The following is a 260-nucleotide window of genomic DNA, read 5'->3' as shown; positions in this document are numbered from 1 at the left end:
GGCAAGGGAGGGATGCGTGCTCTCATTGTGATCTTCTCCTTGTGCTCGGTTGTCTTCTATGTGCTGTACATCTTCGATAAAATCGCGGATTCCGTGAACCGGCATGTCGATATGAAGACAACCCTCATCCGAATCAGCATGGCCGCTGCCATGTGTATTTTATTTTTCACGCTGGTCTATATGTCAATCTACAAGCTGTTTGGCGGTGTATCCTTTGAAGGGGATAATCTAGGGCAGGACCCGCTGTCGCAGTTCATTAC

Annotated in this window: 1 protein-coding gene; it reads left to right on the top strand. The window is 48.5% G+C overall.

From position 1 onward, the window contains the following. Positions 1-12: 12 nt before the first annotated feature. Positions 13-260: hypothetical protein (locus ACSNOG_RS33535; RefSeq protein ID WP_436756442.1), on the top strand; the 248-nt coding region annotated here is incomplete at its 3' end.

Origin of the sequence: Streptomyces sp. URMC 124 (assembly GCF_051386455.1) — a bacterium.
Lineage (GTDB): Bacteria > Actinomycetota > Actinomycetes > Streptomycetales > Streptomycetaceae > Streptomyces.
Note: the sequence above shows the minus strand (reverse complement) of the source record. Positions and strands in the feature narration are given on the sequence as shown.